Origin of the sequence: Seongchinamella sediminis, from assembly GCF_003457605.1 — a bacterium.
GTDB classification, from domain to species: domain Bacteria; phylum Pseudomonadota; class Gammaproteobacteria; order Pseudomonadales; family Halieaceae; genus Halioglobus; species Halioglobus sediminis.
Window position 1 is genome coordinate 81,858 of the sequence record NZ_QRAN01000012.1, and the last position, 12,572, is coordinate 94,429.

General features: G+C 64.5%; 13 protein-coding genes. 8 read left to right on the forward strand and 5 right to left on the reverse strand.

The window, feature by feature from the left end; genetic code table 11:
- Nucleotides 1-5 precede the first annotated feature (5 nt).
- Nucleotides 6-755 (forward strand): sulfite exporter TauE/SafE family protein, encoded by a 750-nt coding sequence (locus DWB85_RS12230; RefSeq protein ID WP_117955000.1) that lies wholly within the window; start codon nt 6-8, stop codon nt 753-755.
- A gap of 59 nt (nt 756-814) precedes the next feature.
- Nucleotides 815-1,222, forward strand: coding sequence for a protein tyrosine phosphatase family protein (locus DWB85_RS12235; RefSeq protein WP_117955002.1), 408 nt, complete (start codon nt 815-817; stop codon nt 1,220-1,222).
- A 13-nt stretch (nt 1,223-1,235) separates the two neighbouring features.
- On the opposite strand, the gene DWB85_RS12240 is transcribed toward DWB85_RS12235, so the two are convergent.
- The gene (locus DWB85_RS12240) at nt 1,236-3,272 is read right to left on the reverse strand and encodes a DUF3604 domain-containing protein (protein WP_117955004.1); all 2,037 of its coding nucleotides are present in this window, start codon (nt 3,270-3,272) and stop codon (nt 1,236-1,238) included.
- Between the two features lie 201 nt (nt 3,273-3,473).
- Between DWB85_RS12240 and DWB85_RS12245 the strand changes: the two genes are divergently transcribed.
- Together DWB85_RS12245 and DWB85_RS12250 are read left to right on the forward strand one after the other, a co-directional pair.
- On the forward strand, nt 3,474-4,193 hold the full coding sequence (locus tag DWB85_RS12245) for an NUDIX hydrolase (RefSeq protein WP_117955006.1): 720 nt from the start codon (nt 3,474-3,476) through the stop codon (nt 4,191-4,193).
- Nucleotides 4,194-4,200: 7 nt separating this feature from the next.
- Nucleotides 4,201-4,848, forward strand: coding sequence for a cytochrome b/b6 domain-containing protein (locus tag DWB85_RS12250; RefSeq protein WP_117955008.1), 648 nt, complete (start codon nt 4,201-4,203; stop codon nt 4,846-4,848).
- Nucleotides 4,849-4,879: 31 nt separating this feature from the next.
- On the opposite strand, the gene DWB85_RS12255 is transcribed toward DWB85_RS12250, so the two are convergent.
- From DWB85_RS12255 to DWB85_RS12265, 3 genes are all read right to left on the reverse strand, one after another.
- Nucleotides 4,880-5,359: a c-type cytochrome gene (locus DWB85_RS12255; RefSeq protein ID WP_117955010.1), complete on the reverse strand. Its 480-nt coding sequence runs from the start codon at nt 5,357-5,359 to the stop codon at nt 4,880-4,882.
- A gap of 214 nt (nt 5,360-5,573) precedes the next feature.
- A complete protein-coding gene (locus tag DWB85_RS12260; RefSeq protein ID WP_117955012.1) occupies nt 5,574-5,834 on the reverse strand; it encodes a hypothetical protein in 261 nt (86 codons plus the stop codon).
- 101 nt (nt 5,835-5,935) lie between these two features.
- A complete protein-coding gene (locus DWB85_RS12265; RefSeq protein ID WP_117955014.1) occupies nt 5,936-6,862 on the reverse strand; it encodes a LysR family transcriptional regulator in 927 nt (308 codons plus the stop codon).
- Between the two features lie 122 nt (nt 6,863-6,984).
- On the opposite strand from DWB85_RS12265, the gene aptA reads away from it, so the two are divergent.
- The 3 genes from aptA to DWB85_RS12280 all read left to right on the forward strand — a co-directional run bounded on the left by aptA (nt 6,985) and on the right by DWB85_RS12280 (nt 9,771).
- On the forward strand, nt 6,985-8,316 hold the full coding sequence (gene aptA / locus DWB85_RS12270) for an omega-aminotransferase AptA (RefSeq protein ID WP_117955016.1): 1,332 nt from the start codon (nt 6,985-6,987) through the stop codon (nt 8,314-8,316).
- 36 nt (nt 8,317-8,352) lie between these two features.
- Nucleotides 8,353-9,324: an AEC family transporter gene (locus DWB85_RS12275; RefSeq protein WP_239017313.1), complete on the forward strand. Its 972-nt coding sequence runs from the start codon at nt 8,353-8,355 to the stop codon at nt 9,322-9,324.
- Nucleotides 9,325-9,405: 81 nt separating this feature from the next.
- Entirely contained in the window at nt 9,406-9,771 is a 366-nt protein-coding gene (locus DWB85_RS12280; RefSeq protein WP_117955018.1) for a PilZ domain-containing protein, read from the forward strand.
- 105 nt (nt 9,772-9,876) lie between these two features.
- On the opposite strand, the gene DWB85_RS12290 is transcribed toward DWB85_RS12280, so the two are convergent.
- Nucleotides 9,877-11,013: an acyl-CoA dehydrogenase family protein gene (locus tag DWB85_RS12290; RefSeq protein WP_117955022.1), complete on the reverse strand. Its 1,137-nt coding sequence runs from the start codon at nt 11,011-11,013 to the stop codon at nt 9,877-9,879.
- A 126-nt stretch (nt 11,014-11,139) separates the two neighbouring features.
- Between DWB85_RS12290 and DWB85_RS12295 the strand changes: the two genes are divergently transcribed.
- Entirely contained in the window at nt 11,140-12,567 is a 1,428-nt protein-coding gene (locus DWB85_RS12295) for an aldehyde dehydrogenase family protein (RefSeq protein WP_117955024.1), read from the forward strand.
- Nucleotides 12,568-12,572: the final 5 nt, after the last annotated feature.

A 12,572-nucleotide genomic window follows, 5' to 3' on the forward strand; every position in this document is an offset into this window, starting at 1 on the left:
AGGTTTTGCTCTCCGATCCCGCTTTTTACCTGGCCAGTATCCCCGCGGTACTGCTGTACGGCGTCGCCAAGGGCGGCTTTGGCGGCGCCGTGGCGGTGCTGTCAGTGCCGATGATGGCGCTGGTGATGTCGCCCACCCAGGCGGCAGCGATCCTGTTGCCGATACTGGTGGTCATGGACGCCGTGGTGGTGCGCACCTACTGGGGCCAGTTTGACCGCCGCGCGCTGCAGCTGCTGTTGCCTGGAGCCCTGGCGGGTATTCTCGTCGGCTACCTGGCGGCGGACAGCATGAGCGATGATTACATGCGCATCCTGATCGGCCTGCTGTCCGTGGTATTTGCCGCCCAGCAGTTGCTGGGTCTGCAGTCACGCGGGGCGGCGGAACACAAACCCGGCCCGGCGGGCTTTTTCGGCGTCCTTGCCGGCTTTACCAGCTTCAGTATTCACGCCGGCGGCCCGCCCTTCACCATGTACCTGCTGCCCAAGCAGTTGCATCCGCTGGTTTTTGCCGGCACCGCCGGCATATTTTTCGCCGTGGTCAACGCGGTCAAGCTGGTGCCCTACGCCATGCTGGGGCAGTTCAGCAGTGACAACCTGCTCTACTCCCTGGTGCTGGTGCCCCTGGCCCCGCTGGGGGTCAAGCTGGGGCATTACCTGGTGAAGATATCCGAACCCACGTTTTATTACCGGGTTATCAGCGTCTTCCTGCTGGTGCTGGGTGGCAAACTGCTGTGGGACGGTGTCGCCGGCCTGTGATTTGCCGGCGCTGGTATGGGCCGGGAGGCTCTGGTATAACGCCCCTCGGAGGTATACCTATGAATTCCTACAAGCTTACCGAAACCCTGGCAGTGGCGGGCCAGATCAGCGTCGCCCTGGTGGCGGATATCGCCGCAGCCGGGTACAAGGTGCTGCTCAATAATCGCCCGGACGGGGAGGAGCGCGGGCAGCCCAGCAGCGCCGAAATCGCCGCAGCGGCGGAAGCCGCGGGGCTGGAATACCACCACATGCCGGTAACGGCACTGGATTTTCCCGGGGACCGTATCGATGAAATGGCCGACCTCTTTGACGACGAGGACCGGCCGGTGTTTGCCTTCTGCCGCTCAGGCACCCGCTGCACCAATCTGTGGGTGGTTTCCCGGCAGCCGGAGGAGCGGGCAGAGGCGGTCGCACGCGCCCAGGATATCGGCTTCGACCTCTCTATGGCCGCCCGCGCCCTCTCCTGAGTATCGCCCGGCCTCAGCTCGCCGGGGTATACCAGATGGGTGAGCTCCAGGCGCGCTCCTGGATCACTTTCTCGTGTTCCGGCGAACAGCAGTTCTCCATGCCCTCGGGGATGGAGGACGGATCGCCGCAGCGCACCCCCGCATCGACACAAAGCCGCTGGCTCCAGCGGCAGCTGGGGTTTTCCAGTACCCGGGTGTAGTAGAACGCCTGCGCCCCGGGATTGAAGTCCTTGTCCTGCCAGACCGTGCACAGCTGCGCGTGGCCGCTGCCGCGAGTCTCGCAGGTATTGATATCGACGCTGGCATCGTTGGCGCCGCCGGCCACGTCCACAACCCGCTCCTGCAACTCACCGTTTTCATACCAACCCTTGATCAGCTGTATCCGCTGCAGGGGGTTGCCGGGATATTCAGCCGTGCCACTGTCGGCCAGGGCGGAAATAATGAAGCGCGGCGCCGCGTCTGCCGGCCCGGGCGCCGCCAGGTCACCGCCCATGGGCACACCGCCGGCATAGCCCTGGGCCACCATGTCGGCGGCTGCGCAGGCATTCTCATCGTAGTCCCAGCCGCCGAAAAAGCGCAGCACCGGACGGGTGCCGCTGGTGGCGTAGGCCTCGCGCCGCTGCATCGCGGCGAATAGCGAGTCGCGGGTGTTTTCTTCCGCGTACAGCACCGCCAGCCCTCCAGGGCCATACTCCAGTTCGTCGGGCAGGCCGGCGGGCACGCCATCGCCGGCACCCATGCCGGCGCCGCCGTGGCCGGGGTGGTTTTTCTCCATGGTCAGTCCGGGGGCGGCGATATGGGTGTCGGTGCTGGAAATGAGGCCGTACTTGAAGCTGTTCACGCCCAGCTCGGCCTGCTGCTGCAGGCCCTTCTTGAGGGCATAGCGGAGGAAGTTGCTGGCCTCGGGCAGCTTGGTCACCGGCAGGCTGTCTTCGTCGACAAACACGGTCAGCCACTCCATCGCGCCGCCCTCGGCCATGCCGGTGTTTTTGCCGCCAAAGCTGTCATAGCCCAGCTTCTCGAAACCGCAGTACTCATCCTCGGCCCAGGCAGGGGTGCGGTTATCGCACTCGGAGGAGCCCTTGTGCTGCATCACCTCGAACAGCACATTCCAGCGCGCCCGCCGGCGGGCTTCTCCGGCGCTGACCGGGTCGTCCGGTACGACGTCATTCTCTACCCGCGCGGTGGCAAACATCAGGCCGCCGCTGAGGTTGGAGTTGTGGGGAATTACCACCGCATCGCAGCCCGGCTTGTCCGCCAGACACTCCTGGTCCAGGTAATCCCAGAGGTGCACCTGGGAAGGTGATTCGATCCATGACAGGACGCGGTCCGGCACGCGATGATTGCGGAACACCACGTTGTGATGGAGGTTCATCCCGCTGCCGACCGAGGCGGTCCACTCGTAGCCGATGAAGCTGGTGAAGCTGCAGTCGCTGGAGCGATCGTAGGCGTCTTCGGCGGCCTGTTGCACGTCTTTCCAGGTGGCGGCCGCGGCAGCAAAACAGGCCTCGTTGTTGTCGCCGCAAAAGCCCCAGCGCTTCTTGCCCGATAAGCCGTAGGCGGCAAAGGTGCCGAATGAATACTGGGGCAGGTGGCGGTGGGCGATGCACACCGGATGCCAGTAGCCCGGCGATCCCTCGGTAGTGCACATACGCATCTCGCCGAGGAACTCGGAGTGGTCGGTCACCGCGGTGAAGTCCAGCGGGCGGTCCAGCTGTATATAGCGGGTGGGGCGATCCTCGTCATCATAGGGCTGAATTCCCATGCGACCGCCCCTGGCGAAGTCGTAGGCGTCCGCAGGCCGGTTGCGGGTGTCCTGGGAGTTGGCATCGAAGGACCAGGCCGTATGCACATGCATATCACCGAAGTGGGGTCGGCGCAGAGGGTCGAAGTTGCTGCAGGGGGCGCGCTTCTCACTCAGCGTATAGGGACGGGCTTCTATGGAGGAGGCATTCGCCCGCGGTTTGTTGGGGTCGGGGGCCGGGCCCTGGCCCAGGCTGTAGGAACTGCCGAGCAGGGGTATAACGGCCAGCAATACTGTTTTCCGCATGATGATTCGTCGCCATGAATGCCGGGTTCTCCAGTGTCGATAAATCACCAGGGCTTCGCAACGCAGGGGGTATTGCAAATTGGACCGGCGGGATTGAAGTTTATTACCAGGCGTTAATGTGATTGGGCACCATCGGCCCGCAGGGTGGGATATCGGGTAACTGCTGTTACACTCCGGTCTTGAATTTGAGAGACACGTTCCATGACAGAGAAAAAGCCAATCAGGCCGGCGAGCACCGTGGTGCTGCTGCGCGATAGCGATCACGGCCTGGAAACCCTGCTTCTCAGGCGCAACAAGGCGCTGGCTTTTGCCGGCGGTTTCTGGGTCTTTCCCGGCGGCAGCCTGGATGCCGCGGACCTCGCGGCAGCGGACGGCGACGAGGAGCAGGCGGCGCGCATCGCCGCGGCGCGGGAAGCCATGGAGGAGTGCGGCCAGCAACCGGACCCGGATGACATGGTGTTACTGAGTCACTGGACGACCCCGGAGGTGGAACGCAAGCGCTTCGCCACCTGGATCTACGCAGCGCCGCTGCGCGGCGAGGACGCCGTGGTGATCGATGGCGGCGAAATTCACGATTCACGCTGGTTGCCGGTGGCCCAGGCGCTGGCCGAGCATCGCGCCGGTGAGCTGGCGATGCTGCCCCCCACCTGGATCAGCCTGGTCACCCTGTCCCATTACCGCAGCGTGGACGAGGCTATCGCCCGCGAGCGGGAGAGTCCGGTGCCCCAGGTACTGCCGGTACTGGCCGGCGTCGATGGCGACCTGGTTGCCATGTACCGGGGTGACGCCGGCTACGATGCCGCCGATCCACAGCAGCCGGGGCCACGGCACCGGGCCTGCATGCAGGGCGGCGTCTGGTCCTATGTTTACCAGGAGGTTGACCCCGCGTACCCTCCGCTCGTACCCCTGCCGCAGGAGTAGAACCGCTATGCATCCAGTCTGGGACCTGCCAACCCGCGTATTTCACTGGCTGCTGGTGCTGTGCGTGGTGCTGGCCTGGTGGAGCGCCGAGTTTGAGCGCTACGATTGGCACGAGTGGGTGGGCTACGCACTGATCGTGCTGGTGGTGACCCGCCTGGTTTGGGGGCTGGTTGGCAGTGTCCATGCGCGCTTCAGCGACTTTATTGCCGGGCCAAAACGCATCGCCGCCTACCTGCGGGGGGAGGGCAGTCCGACGCCAGGCCACAACCCCCTGGGTGGATGGTCAGTGGTGGCGCTGCTTGCCCTGTTGTTGTTGCAGGCAGTCAGCGGCCTGTTCAACAGCGATGATGTGCTGTTCTCGGGGCCGCTGTATTATGCGGCGGACTCGGGTTTTCGCGACCTGATGGGCAGTATTCACGATCTCGCCTTCAATGTCCTGCTGGGCCTGGTTGCCTTGCATGTGCTGGTGGTCTGTTATCACCAGTTCCGGAAGCGGGACGGGATGATCACGGCGATGATTCGCGGCGCTGCTGCGGGCCGGCAGGGCAGGGCGGCACCGGTAGCGGCCTGGAAAGCCCTGCTGCTGGCCCTGCTTGTGGCGGGCCTGCTGTGGCTGGGGCTGGAGCAGGCGCCCCAGCCCCAGCCGCTCTGGTAGCCCGGGTCAGGCCAGTGAGTGTGAACAGGCCCTAGTAGAGGTATTCCTTGGCCTTGTATTCGTCGTGGCAGGCTTTGCAGGCCTCGCCCGCGGCGCCCGTGGCTTCGGCGATGATCTTCTTGTCACCGGATCCGGCGGCGACCTGGAGCGCAGTCACGGCCTCCCGCATATCTTGCATTTTTGCTTCGAAGTCGTCCTTGTTGTCCCAGATTTCCGGCTTGGCCCGGGTGGTGCCCTTGTCGCTGCCGGGTGGGAAGGCGCGGGATACATCCATTTTGGCCAGGGCCGCCAGATCGCCGGCAAACAGGTTCAGCTTCGCATCGTCCCAGGGCATTTCCCCTTTGACCATGGAACCGATGGGGCCGAAATTCATCGCCAGCAGGGTGAAGTAGGACTGGCGATAGGACTGCATTGGCTCTTTGTCGTCGAGGTGGGCTACAACCTGGACAGAGGTGGCCAGGGTGGCCGCAGCGGCCACGGACAAAAGGGTGTTGCGGGTAAAACGCTTCATGGGGGTATCCCTGTTTCAGTCGGTGATTGGGGGTGGAAATTTGAGTGTATGCAAGCTGCGCCCCCGGGTGCAAGCACTTGCGACCTGAACCATTCCCTGGAGCATAAGCTCAAGGTGGACAACAGATCGAACCCAGCTGTGGTGGACGGCGTCCGGCTGCAGTTGCCGCCAGCGCAACTGACGGCCAGGTTCATTATCGATCAGCAGGGCTGCCTTACCGGCGGCTGTCCTTGTAGCTGTGCCAGCCACCGTCTTCCCAGTACAGGTTGAGTTCGGCGGCGCAGTCGGCCTCGGCGTTGGCGCTACTGGTGGCCATGCGGCTGGCGGCGTATTCCTCTTCCCTGATGCACTGGGCCAGGGCGCTCTTGTTGCGTAGCATCTTCTGTTCATAGCTGGGGCTGTCGACGCTGAAATCCAGGCCGAACAGGTACCAGTAGCCGGCTGCCACCACGGCACATACCAGAAACCAGCGCATAGTAAATCCCCCATTGTTTGCCGCGCCGCTCCAGTCTAGCAAGTGCGGCAGCCAGGCAGGAGCGTTTTCTGGAGATTTTGCCAACCGCCTGCCAGCCGCGGCTAGCTCGCGCTGTCGTGCACGGTCACCAGCTTGTCGAGCAGGGTTTGTACCACCCGCGATGGCGGTGGCGAGCGGCGCACGATGGCGCTGAACTGGCAAACGTACTGAAACAGCTCCGGCCGCAGTGGCCGCATCATGCCGCGGCGGACAAAACCTTCCGCGTAGTGTTCGGGCAGGTAGCCGAGGTAGCGCCCGGACAATACCAGGTGGGCCACCGCTTCCTGGTCGTGGGCGGTGGCGTGACGCTCCAGTCCCAGTTTGCGGGTGGCCTCCATGTTGGGCGAGTGGTAGCCAATGCCGACATAGCGGCAGCGGCGAATGGCGGCGCTGCCGATGCTGTCGGGGTCGCGGTCGAACAGTGAGTGCCCCCGGGCGCAGTACAGATACATCTGCTCCCGGAACAGGGGATAGTAATCCAGGCTGGTCGAAGGCCGGTGATCGGGAATGACGCCCAACTGGTAGCGGCCTTCGATGACACCGCGTTCAATGGCGTTAATGGGTTCCACGTGAATTTCCGGCAGCACCTCGGGCGCCGCCCGGTCGAAGGCCGCGAAGGCGGCGCTGATCCGGCAGGCGGGATTGGAGACGGTCTTGTCGAACAGGGCGATGGACAGGGGGCCGGTCAGCCGCTGGTGCAACTCGTCCACATCGTGCTGGAACTCCTCCATCGCCGCCATGATCTTCATGGCGCTGGCGAACACCTGCTCTCCCTCCGGGGTAAGCGCAAAGCCGCCGCGGCCGCGCCGGCACAGGGTGACCCCCAGCCGCGTTTCCAGGTCCTTGATATGCCGCGATATCGTCGAGCGGTTAATATTGAGTTCCAGCTCCGCGGCGGCAAACCCGCTGCACTGGACCACCGCCCGGAACACCCGCAGCAGGCGCAGGTCGCTGTCGGTCACGTTGCCCAGCAGGGCTTTACCCGCCATGCGGTCTCTCCCGTGGAATAAAGTTTAATATTAATGAAACTTTAGATGCATAGGTAATGATTTATGCAACTAATGCCAGGCCCTAGAATCCCGCTGTCGAACCCGTTTGCGAGAACAAGCCCATGACCAGCATGCACAACCCCCAGCCGACCCTGAGCCGGGAACAACTGGAAGCCCACTGGATGCCCTATACCGGCAACCGCCAGTTCAAGGACGATCCGCGCATGATCGTCGGCGCCGAGGGCGCCTATTACCTCGATGACCGCGGCCGGCGGGTGCTGGACGGGCTGTCCGGCCTGTGGTGCAGCGGCCTGGGGCACAACCGGCCGGAAATCACCGAGGCGGTGACCCGGCAGCTGCAGACCCTGGACTATTCGCCCGCGTTCCAGTTCGGCCAGCCCCGTTCATTCGAGCTGGCCAACCGGATCAAGTCCCTGACCCCGGAGGGCCTGGACTATGTGTTTTTCACCAATTCCGGCTCGGAGTGCGCCGACACCTCGCTGAAAATGGCCCGCGCTTACTGGCGGCTGAAGGGGCAGCCTACCAAGACCAAGCTGATCGGCCGCGCCAAGGGCTACCACGGGGTCAACTTTGGCGGGATATCGGTCGGCGGCATCGGCGCCAACCGCAAGCTCTTCGGTACCGCGGTTGACGCCGATCACCTGTCCCACACCCTGCTTGCGGAAAATACTCATACCCGGGGCATGCCCGCCCACGGCTGGCACCTGGCGGACGAACTCAATGAACTGATCGCCCTGCACGACGCCTCCAATATCGCCGCCGTCATTGTCGAGCCCCTGGCCGGCTCAGCGGGGGTCATACCGCCGCCGGCGGGCTACCTGCAACGCCTGCGTGATATCTGCGACGCCAACGACATCCTGTTGATTTTCGATGAAGTGATTACCGCCTTCGGGCGCATGGGGGCGATGACCGGCGCCGAGGCCTTTGGCGTCAGGCCCGATATCATGAACGTCGCCAAGCAGCTGACCAACGGTGCCGTGCCCATGGGCGCGGTAGTTGCCTCCGGCGAGATCTACCAGACCTTCATGGATCAGGGGGGACCCGGGTACATGCTGGAATTCCCCCACGGTTATACCTATTCCGCCCACCCGGTGGCCTGCGCCGCGGCGATCGCCGCCCTGCAGGTGCTGGAGCAGGAGCAGTTGCCGCAGCGGGTTGCCGAACTCGCGCCCTACTTTGAAGACGCCCTGCATCAGCTGCAGGGCGCGCCCCACGTGACCGATATCCGCAACTTCGGCTTCGCCGGTGCGCTCAGCCTGGCCAGTTACCCGGGGGAACCGGCGCGCCGCCCCTACGAGGTGGCCATGCGGATGTGGGAGAGAGGCTTTTACGTGCGCTACGGCGGTGACACCATTCAGCTCGGCCTGCCCTTCGTGATCGAAAAGCATGAGATCGACAGTCTGGTGTCGGCGCTGGGCGATTCCCTGCAGTGAGGTCATAATAGGCCTTTCACCAAAGGCCATACCCGTTTGACCTTCGCTGACGCCGCTGCGCTACTTCGCCAGTGCCTGCTGATTTCCCTGCCGACCTTCGGCTGGGTGCTGGCGGGTGTCCTGCTGGCCCGTATTGGTTGGCTGACCCGGCCCCTCAACGACCGTATATCCCGGGTCTCATTCAACTTCGGGCTGCCGCTGATGCTGTTTGCCGGCGCCGCTGGCGTCGATTACAGCGAGCTTGGTTCCGCCACTTTCCTGCTGGCGGGCGTGCTGGCGACCCTGGCGGTGACGCTGGCGAGCTGGGCTTACAGCCGCTGGCGCGGGCATGCCCTGGCGGAGCGGGGAATTTTCGTCCAGGGTGCGTTTCGTTCCAACCTGGCCATCATGGGGCTGGCGCTGTGCATCGCCGCCTATGGCGAGCGCGGGGCGCAACTGGGCGCGCTGGCGGTCGCGGTCATGACCAGCCTTTACAACGTGCTGGCCGTGCTGGTACTGAACCGTACCCTGGGCGGCAACTCGTCGCTGCTGGCGGCACTGGGCGGCATGCTGCGCAATCCACTGTTGATCGGCATTGCCGCGGGGGTTGCGCTGTCGCTCTCCGGGCTGCCGCTGCCAGATCTTGTCGAGCCGGCGAGCCTGTGGCTGGGCGCGCTGTTCCTGCCGCTGATGCTGGTGTGTATCGGTGGGGCGATGAGATTGTCCGAGCTGCGCCTGTCGGGGCCGCTGGCCTGGGAGGCGACAGTCTGGCGGCTCTGCATTGCGCCACTGATTTCGGTCGCCCTGGCCCTGGCGCTGGGGGTCCGTGACGAGGCCCTGGGGGTGCTGTTCCTGCTGGTGGCGGCTCCCGCTGCCGCGGCCAGTTACATCATGGTCGTGGCGGCCCGCGGCAACGGGGTGCTGGCGGCGAACATCGTGGTCCTGACCACCCTGCTGTCGGCTTTCACCCTGACCCTGGGGCTGTTCGTGCTGTCCCTGCTGTCGCTGGTGGGGAATCCCGGCGGATAAATCTGGAGAAATTGCCAGTTCTGTGATGACGTTCCTTGCCCCTGCGTGGCACATTGGCTAGAGGCAATCAGGGGGCGAGGCATGACACACGACTTTACCGACCGCCGCAGGCACGAACGGATCGAGGTCGTGCAGGCTATTTTCATCGAGGTGGTATCCCGGGGCAGTCGCCGGGAGGCAGACAACGCGATTATCCGCTGTGAGACGGTCGATGTTTCTGTCGGTGGCCTCAAGCTGCTGGTGCCGTCACAGATCAGTACCGGCTCGCAGCTCAACCTCGCCGTGCCCATGGATAACTGGAAAGAAAACCTGGAACTGGTGGGCGAGGCCATGTGGTGCCGCCCGGCCGAGGGCAAGCCGGGTTACTGGGTGGGGCTGGAACTGAGGGATTCCAGCCGGGAAGACATGGAGAAGTGGTGCAGGGTGGTGCACACGCTCTCCGCCTGAACTGGCTCGGCCTGAACTGGCTCGGCCTGAACTGGCTCGGCCTGAACTGGCTCGGCCTGAACTGGCTCGGCCTGAATGGGCCCCCGCCGGGCGGGGGCGGCGGCCTTAGCGGCCGAGGATGGAGCGGGCCACCAGCTCGCGCATGATCTCCGAGGTGCCGCCGTAGATGCGCTGGATGCGGGCATCGGTGTAGTAGCGCGAGATCGGGTACTCGGCGGTATAGCCATAGCCGCCAAACAGCTGCAGGCACTGGTCGATCGTCTTGCACTGCATTTCCGTCGCCGCGTACTTGAGCATCGCGGCATCATCGGCCGTCAGCTCGTCGCGGGTGTACTGGTCGGCGCACTTCTCGTAGAAAGCCCGGTTGAGGGCGATCTCGGTCTTGACATCGGCCAGGGTGAAACGGGTGTTCTGAAAGGCCGCAACCGTTTGCCCGAAGGCTTTTCTCTCCTGCACATAGTCGACGGTGAGTGCCATGGCGCCCTCGGCGGCGGCAACGGCCTGGGCGGCAATGCCCAGGCGCTCCCGGGGCAGCTCGGTCATCATGATGACGAAACCCTTGTTCAACTCACCCAGCAGGGCATTGGCGGGCAGGCGCACCTCCTGGAAGAACAGCTCCGCGGTATCGGAGGCGTGCTGGCCGATCTTCTCGATTTTCTTGCCCCTGTCGAAGCCGGGCAGGGAGCTGTCAACCAGGAACAGCGAGGTGCCCTTGGCCCCCTTGCCGGGGTCGGTAATGGCCGCCACCACGACCACGTCGGCGTGAATGCCGTTGGTGATGAAAATCTTCGAGCCGTTGAGCACCCACTCATCGCCGTCGCGCACGGCATTGGTGCGAATGCCCTGGACATCGGAGCCGGCGCCCGGTTCGGTCATGGCCAGTGCGCCCACCGCTTCACCGGAGACCATTTTCGGCAGCCACTGCTGCTTCTGTTCTTCGCTGCCGAAGTGCTCGATGTAGGGCGCCACGATGTTGGAGTGAATGCCGTAGCCGCTGGCCAAGCCGCCAAAGCCCATGCGCGACAGTTCCTCGATCATGGCAAAGCACACCTGCGCTGAGGTGCCGGCACCGCCGTAGGCCTCCGGCATGTCCGGGCACAGCAGGCCGGCCTCACCGAGCTGGTTCCACAGTTCGCGGGGAACGATGTGCTTTTCCTCCCATTCCTCGTAGTGCGGGGCGATGAGCTGTTCAAAGGCCCGGCGGGCCATGTCGCGAAACAGGGTGAGTTCTTCGTTGTCCATGTCGGGCTTCCTCAAACTGGCGGAAAAACGCGCGGATTGTACACCCCTCTGGGGTGATACCCAAGCCGACGGCCGCTGCTACACTGGTCCGGTTATTGATTCGCCCGCAACCGCTGGAGGCTACATATGCGCGATTATCGACAGTTTTATATCAACGGCCAGTGGGTCGACCCCGTCACCGCCAACGACTGCGAGGTCATTAACCCGGCGACGGAGGAAGTCTGCGCGCTGATCTCCCTGGGCAGCGCGGCGGATGTCGACCGGGCCGTTGCCGCGGCCCGCCAGGCCTTTGCCAGCTTTGGCCGCAGCAGCCGCCAGGAACGGCTGGAACTGCTCGAGTCCTGCGTCGCGGTGTACCGGAAGCGCTACGAGGAAGCGGCTGTGGCCGTTCGCGAGGAAATGGGGGCGCCGCAGACCTTTGCCATGGAGGAGCAGGCCGACTGCGGCCTCGGCCACCTGGCGGAGGCGCTGCGGGTCCTGCGCGATTTCGAGTTCGAGGAAAACATGGGTAACGCCCGGGTGTTCCATGAGCCGATCGGCGTGTGCGGCCTCATCACGCCCTGGAACTGGCCGCTCAACCAGATCGCCTGCAAGGTGGCGCCGGCGCTGGCAGTAGGTTGCACCATGGTGCTCAAGCCCAGCGAGGTGGCGCCGCTGTCGGCCCATATCTGGTCGGAGATCCTGGATGAGGCGGGGGTGCCGGCCGGGGTTTACAACATGGTCAATGGCGACGGCCCCGGTGTCGGCACCGCCCTGTCGCGGCACCCCGAGGTGGACATGATGTCGTTTACCGGCTCTACCCGTGCCGGTGTGCTGGTGGCCCAGAACGCGGCGCCGACGGTGAAGCGCGTCGCCCAGGAGCTGGGCGGCAAGAGCGCCAATATCATCCTCGACGACGCCGACCTGGAACAGGCGGTTACCCGGGGTGCGCTGCACATGTTCGCCAACAGCGGCCAGTCCTGTAACGCGCCCTCGCGCATGCTGGTGCCAGCGGCGAAACTGGCGCAGGCGGAAGAGATCGCCGCCCGCGCCGCCGCCAGTGTGGTGGTGGGCGACCCGGCGGACGCCAATACCACCATGGGGCCGGTGGTGTCCCGGCTCCAGTTCGACAGGATCCAGGGCCTGATCGAGACCGGTATCGCCGAGGGCGCCAGGCTGGTGGCCGGCGGGCCGGGCCTGCCCGCAGGTACCGACCGGGGCTACTATGTCCGGCCGACAGTGTTCTCCGGCGCCACCAACCAGATGACCATTGCCCGGGAAGAGATCTTCGGTCCGGTACTGACCATGATTCCTTACGACAGCGAGGAGGAGGCCATCGCCATCGCCAACGACACGGTCTACGGCCTGGCCGGCTATGTCCAGAGCGGCGACCTGGATCACGCCCGGCGGGTGGCGGCGCGCATTCGCGCCGGCAACGTTAAAATCAATGGCGCCTTCGGGGGCTATGCCGTACCCTTCGGGGGTTATAAGCAGTCCGGTAATGGACGCGAGTGGGGCATCCACGGCTTCACCGATTTTCTGGAAATCAAGGCGGTTGAGGGTTACGAGGGATAGGCTGG

Excerpts from the sequence above, each read along its gene's own strand:
- DWB85_RS12280 (WP_117955018.1), top strand. The coding sequence starts at position 9,406 with ATGACACACGACTTTACCGACCGCCGCAGGCACGAACGGATCGAGGTC.
- DWB85_RS12260 (WP_117955012.1), bottom strand. The coding sequence starts at position 5,834 with ATGCGCTGGTTTCTGGTATGTGCCGTGGTGGCAGCCGGCTACTGGTAC.
- DWB85_RS12255 (WP_117955010.1), bottom strand. The coding sequence starts at position 5,359 with ATGAAGCGTTTTACCCGCAACACCCTTTTGTCCGTGGCCGCTGCGGCC.
- aptA (WP_117955016.1), top strand. The coding sequence starts at position 6,985 with ATGACCAGCATGCACAACCCCCAGCCGACCCTGAGCCGGGAACAACTG.
- DWB85_RS12265 (WP_117955014.1), bottom strand. The coding sequence starts at position 6,862 with ATGGCGGGTAAAGCCCTGCTGGGCAACGTGACCGACAGCGACCTGCGC.
- DWB85_RS12250 (WP_117955008.1), top strand. The coding sequence starts at position 4,201 with ATGCATCCAGTCTGGGACCTGCCAACCCGCGTATTTCACTGGCTGCTG.
- DWB85_RS12235 (WP_117955002.1), top strand. The coding sequence starts at position 815 with ATGAATTCCTACAAGCTTACCGAAACCCTGGCAGTGGCGGGCCAGATC.
- DWB85_RS12290 (WP_117955022.1), bottom strand. The coding sequence starts at position 11,013 with ATGGACAACGAAGAACTCACCCTGTTTCGCGACATGGCCCGCCGGGCC.
- DWB85_RS12295 (WP_117955024.1), top strand. The coding sequence starts at position 11,140 with ATGCGCGATTATCGACAGTTTTATATCAACGGCCAGTGGGTCGACCCC.
- DWB85_RS12245 (WP_117955006.1), top strand. The coding sequence starts at position 3,474 with ATGACAGAGAAAAAGCCAATCAGGCCGGCGAGCACCGTGGTGCTGCTG.
- DWB85_RS12240 (WP_117955004.1), bottom strand. The coding sequence starts at position 3,272 with ATGCGGAAAACAGTATTGCTGGCCGTTATACCCCTGCTCGGCAGTTCC.